Source organism: Parageobacillus thermantarcticus (assembly GCF_900111865.1).
In the GTDB taxonomy this organism is placed as follows: Bacteria; Bacillota; Bacilli; order Bacillales; family Anoxybacillaceae; genus Parageobacillus; species Parageobacillus thermantarcticus.
Genome location: NZ_FOJS01000086.1, coordinates 1 through 5,226 on the forward strand (window position 1 = coordinate 1; position 5,226 = coordinate 5,226).

A 5,226-nucleotide genomic window follows, 5' to 3' on the forward strand; every position below is an offset into this window, starting at 1 on the left:
TCTTGGATACAGTTGAATAATGGAATCGCGGCAATCCATACAGAGGCCCCACATCGGCTCCGTGGCGAAAGCTTTTCCATTGATGCATGGCGGCCAGCAGGAAGAAGTGAATCAACTCGCGCAACGTAAAGGTTCGAGACGAATCACGATACCCAACCGCTTCGGCAATCAGTTGAATCTCTTCATCCGAAACAAGTTTTTGCATCAAATTCGGGAGTGTGGTATGCTTGTTCATAGAGAGCACCTCCTGGGTTTGTTTGTGTCGCTACTCACATTCTACAGGAAAGGTGCTCTTTTTTCTATACCCTTTGGATTTTATTGGATAATCAACACGCCTGAATGAGATATTGAAACAAGATTTTATTTTTGAAAAGCGTACAAAGCAGCCGCCGCAAGACCCGCTGAATGCGCTCATCTCATTCGGAAATGCGCTTTGCTATACAACGGTGTTGTCGGAAATTTACAAAACTCCGCTTGATCCTGCCATTAGCTTTTTGCACGAACCATCTACGAAGCGGTTTTCACTAAGCTTGGATTTAGCCGAAATTTTTAAACCGCTTATATGAACTTGAATTAATTATAAATAAGCAAGAAGATTCAATCTATCTTTATCAAGTGTCCAACCCAAAAAACATAAAGAAGCAAATTTTTGGGCAGGAACGCAATTTTGATGATCTATTTATTTAACGGTGCAGAGCCGTTCACATGTTGCAGTAAACCCCATTTTTATCTAAATATTGAAAAATGCTTGATATATCAATAAAAATCACTTAATCTTTTTACCAAAGCAGGAACACAACTGCCGCTTTACTGCAAAACTTAACGTACTGATGTGATCAATGTTTGAAGAAAAACATTGATACATCAACATGTTGCCGTTGTTTGAAAATAGGGGTTTTATCTGAACGTAGTGGGATATAAAGATAGATAAGAGGAAATGCAAGCAGTCTGCAAATTCGTTTTATCTGAACGTAGTGGGATATAAAGAAGAAGTTTTCATTTATTGTCTTCGTGGAGTGAAGCGTTTTATCTGAACGTAGTGGGATATAAAGTGAGTGGGGCGGCAGGTGGACGATTCGGAAACGAGTTTTATCTGAACGTAGTGGGATATAAAGCGGTTTCACAAGAACAGCTGCAAACTGATCGATTTTGGTTTTATCTGAACGTAGTGGGATATAAAGAATTAAACTCTCTTATTACTGGATTGGTCCATTAAATCGTTTTATCTGAACGTAGTGGGATATAAAGAGGAACAGGAAAGGTTGTAGTCAAAAATCCACTCCTTGTTTTATCTGAACGTAGTGGGATATAAAGAAAGAATATCCTTGCAATGTTATTGTGCATTCAGGCGAAGTTTTATCTGAACGTAGTGGGATATAAAGAAAGAATATCCTTGCAATGTTATTGTGCATTCAGGCGAAGTTTTATCTGAACGTAGTGGGATATAAAGTCACATCACCAGCTTCCAGCCTTTTCTGATACGACTAGTTTTATCTGAACGTAGTGGGATATAAAGGGAGCTGTTTCCTTTCCGTATGTTTGATAGACAACAGAAGTTTTATCTGAACGTAGTGGGATATAAAGGCAGACGGAGAAGATCAGATCAAATCAGCGATTATTCGGTTTTATCTGAACGTAGTGGGATATAAAGTTGTTTTCGGGGTGGCGGGCGGCGAGACTTTCCGGCAAAGTTTTATCTGAACGTAGTGGGATATAAAGCCATCTGTTTATGCAAATCATTGATCCGCTCATCAGGTTTTATCTGAACGTAGTGGGATATAAAGATCAATTCATTAAGTTTTTTGGTTGCTTGTGTTATTGTTTTATCTGAACGTAGTGGGATATAAAGTTGTGTCCACTATCATAAGATAATGGACACTAGCAAGTTTTATCTGAACGTAGTGGGATATAAAGAATGATGGAGATCGGCCGACAATCTCTCCTTTTTTCCGTTTTATCTGAACGTAGTGGGATATAAAGATTGAGATTAATGGCAAAAATGTCGTGCGCGGCGTGTTTTATCTGAACGTAGTGGGATATAAAGAAGTTTCAACAAGAAGTTTTGAATAAAATGCTCCCGAGTTTTATCTGAACGTAGTGGGATATAAAGGGAGAAATAGAAATGCTCTGAAAACCGGCGAGTTTGTTTTATCTGAACGTAGTGGGATATAAAGTTGAACAATGGAAAAAGGAGCGGTTGCGTTCATGAGAGTTTTATCTGAACGTAGTGGGATATAAAGAACAACAACCTACAAACGTCTTGGCGTGACCTTCAGTTTTATCTGAACGTAGTGGGATATAAAGGATTGAAGGATAGACGTTTTCCATGTCCTCACCCCTTGTTTTATCTGAACGTAGTGGGATATAAAGATGAAATACGTCATCTAATGTTTTTCCTGATTGAATTGTTTTATCTGAACGTAGTGGTGTAAACTAGCACATTATTTCAGAATTCCTTTTTCAAATTATTTCGTAAAAATTATGAATAATACGCAAATTTTTGTGAATTATTTCGGATTTTGCAGATTATTCCGAACGATTGCACACTCTTTCGGATGATCATTTCCAGCACGCCCGATGAACGGGCCAGAAAAATGGATGGTAAAAAAAGGTATACATATTCGTCTATCATGGCAAGGGATGAGAGTCCGAAAGCGATTACGGATAAAATTCAAAAAAATGGTTCGCCAACCTATGGCTTACACCTGTTTTCAGCGAACCAAAAAAGTTCCCACAAAGTCTTGACTGACTTTTTTGCATTCCAATGATTTATGCCGTATCCTAAGGAACGAAGGGAGGCTTTTGTCATATATGACAACAATTGATTAACAATATAAGTCATATATGATATAATAATTATGACAATCGATCCGATTGCCCATGTAGTAACGATCCCAGATGAAACGGGTGTTGACCAATTAGGCACATTCCTCGATGGCTTGTTAGAGCAGTCTAAGACATCGTTAGAAGCAAAAGTTCATCTCACGTTTATTCAGCAAGCGTTAACTTTATTAGCTCATCGGCCTTTAAATCGCCTCAAAAGGGATCGAATCAAACTGAGTATTACGATTGAACAAAAGGAATACACTAAAGAGTACCAATTGGTCAAACCATTAGCAAAGAAACCGATATTTGAACTTCGATATCCAATGAATTCGAACGAACATTTTCGAGCTTTATTTTTTCCCGTTGAATATCAGGAAAAACAATATTACGTGTTTGTTAAGTCATTCATCAAAACTAAAATTCCTCCGCAAGATGAAACAAATCTCATGCGCGATTTGGCGTACAACATGTACGTAAAGGTTACACGGAACCCGGGTCGATATTTAAAATAACAGGAAAGGAGAACTGGACATGAGAAACTTATTGGATACTTCCAAAATTGTAGAAACTCATCCCGATTTGCATGAACAATTTTACGGGTTGGGGGCCATACTCGCCCAAATCATTTTCAGGAAGAGAATGGAAAAAAATATGACTCAACAGGAACTTGCTCAAAAAGCCGGGGTGGGGGTAAAAACGATTTCTAGAGTAGAAGGTGGATCGGGGAATATTGAAATTAAAACGTACGAAAAACTGTTTCAAGCACTAGGGTTATCAAATACAGAAATTGGCCATATTATTGTTGAAATTGAAGAAAAGAATAAGATCAATCACTATGTTTAAATAAAGACTAGCTCCAGAAGCAAATGGTTAGCTGAACGGATATGCTCCTCTTAAAGGCAGACAGATGAAAAAATAAAAAATCTGTTCTGCTTAGGGGGAGTTTTTTATTCCCATTGAACCCGAGTTCGACAGTGGCTAGGCAAACAAAATGCCTCTGATCCCTTGATACAAAAGGGCTCAGAGGCATTTGGACATGCTTGGGGCGTGTATCTAGGCGCGAGGATGGATGCCAGTGGGCACCACTTATGTGAAGGTTAACTTTTCAATGAGCATGTATATAGTTTCCAATAAACGACTTCTTAACTTATTGAAACTCCCGTCAAAGTTGCACGGCTGATAAAACAATGCCTGTTCCCAGCCAAAAGAAAGGAAGGGAAAGCGCCATGCTGTCGACAGGCTCGTGAAACAGGAAAATGTGCGGCCATGGCATGAACGTTCCTTGGATGAAGTCCGAAATTTTGTGTAAAAAGAAACGGCGCAAAAAGCTGTTCAATTTTCCTAAGGCCTAAATTCGCTGTGCCGAGAGCGAAATTTTACACAATCATCAGGACTTGACCTTCATCGTATCTGAACGTAGTGGGATATAAAATTTGGAACGTTGTATTTTCTACTAACGCATAGGCAAAGTTTTATCTGAACATAGTGAAATATGTTTTGTGCTACCCGCAATAATGACATCTGATCCCTGTTTTATCTGAATGTAGACATTGTAACATTATCGTAAAAAATGTTAATTTTTATCCTCTCCTTACACTTTGTCAACCGTTATTTCGCAAGTAATAGATGGGAAAGGATGATAGAGGATCCAAGGCATGATGAAGTAGCCATGAAAGAAATTCTTTTACAACTCTAGTTTTCGCAGGGGATCGGCTTGAATTTTTTTATGAAAAAAATCTTTTCTTGCAGAAAAAGTGGTAAATACATCCAATATCCATCTTTATCCATAAATATTACAAAAAACTCGTGTTATGATGTACGTGCGAGCAAGAGATGCAATTGGAGGAGGAGAAACATGAACAAAAAAATCGTATTTTCACTTGCTGCGTCTTTAGCGATTGTTGCTGCGTCTTTTACAGCGAAAGCGGCTGAGGCTGCTCCGTGTCCAGCTGCAAAAAGCTATCAAGTTAAGTATTATACTGTCTATCCATCTAGCATGCCAAATATCGAAAAATGGGCTCAATTAAACATTCCATTTATTTTAAATACTGTAGATGAGCAAATTCGCTAACATAAATTTACAACCAAACAAAAAAAGAGACATGAACCCGATTCCTTGATTAGAATAGATGTGTCACCAAAACTATTCACAAGGAGGTTCATGTCTCATGAATAGATTAGCACATCATCAAGGAATCCACAAGTTTTTCACGATGTTGGGGTTGGCACTTTATTTTTCAAAACCTGTCATGAAGCATCTCGTTCATATCGTGGATGCGCTGACCACCAAAGGATTTGCGGGAACATTGACCGATCTTCATCATTGGAGCTTTCATCCGAACCACCGCACGACACTCAGCCATTTTTTCACGAAAAGCCCTTGGGATGAAGAGACGCTGC

General features: G+C 38.7%; 3 protein-coding genes, 3 pseudogenes and 1 CRISPR repeat array. Of the genes and pseudogenes, 5 read left to right on the top strand and 1 reads right to left on the bottom strand.

The annotated features are described in order from the left end of the window. A pseudogene (locus BM278_RS17945) lies at window positions 1-235 on the bottom strand (IS4 family transposase); the annotation flags it as partial. 103 nt (window positions 236-338) lie between these two features. On the opposite strand from BM278_RS17945, the pseudogene cas1 reads away from it, so the two are divergent. The 5 genes and pseudogenes from cas1 to BM278_RS17975 form a co-directional block, all read left to right on the top strand. Next, window positions 339-563 (top strand): annotated as a pseudogene (gene cas1, locus BM278_RS17950) (CRISPR-associated endonuclease Cas1); the annotation flags it as partial. A gap of 331 nt (window positions 564-894) precedes the next feature. Then, a CRISPR array of direct repeats spans window positions 895-2,370; the repeat unit is 29 nt; unit sequence GTTTTATCTGAACGTAGTGGGATATAAAG. 488 nt (window positions 2,371-2,858) lie between these two features. Next, entirely contained in the window at window positions 2,859-3,338 is a 480-nt protein-coding gene (locus tag BM278_RS17960) for a hypothetical protein (RefSeq protein WP_090952454.1), read from the top strand. Window positions 3,339-3,357: 19 nt separating this feature from the next. After that, the gene (locus BM278_RS17965) at window positions 3,358-3,669 is read left to right on the top strand and encodes a helix-turn-helix domain-containing protein (RefSeq protein ID WP_090952457.1); all 312 of its coding nucleotides are present in this window, start codon (window positions 3,358-3,360) and stop codon (window positions 3,667-3,669) included. A 1,012-nt stretch (window positions 3,670-4,681) separates the two neighbouring features. Beyond that, window positions 4,682-4,897, top strand: coding sequence for a hypothetical protein (locus tag BM278_RS17970; RefSeq protein WP_244151233.1), 216 nt, complete (start codon window positions 4,682-4,684; stop codon window positions 4,895-4,897). Window positions 4,898-4,994: 97 nt separating this feature from the next. Next, a pseudogene (locus BM278_RS17975) lies at window positions 4,995-5,226 on the top strand (IS701 family transposase); the annotation flags it as partial.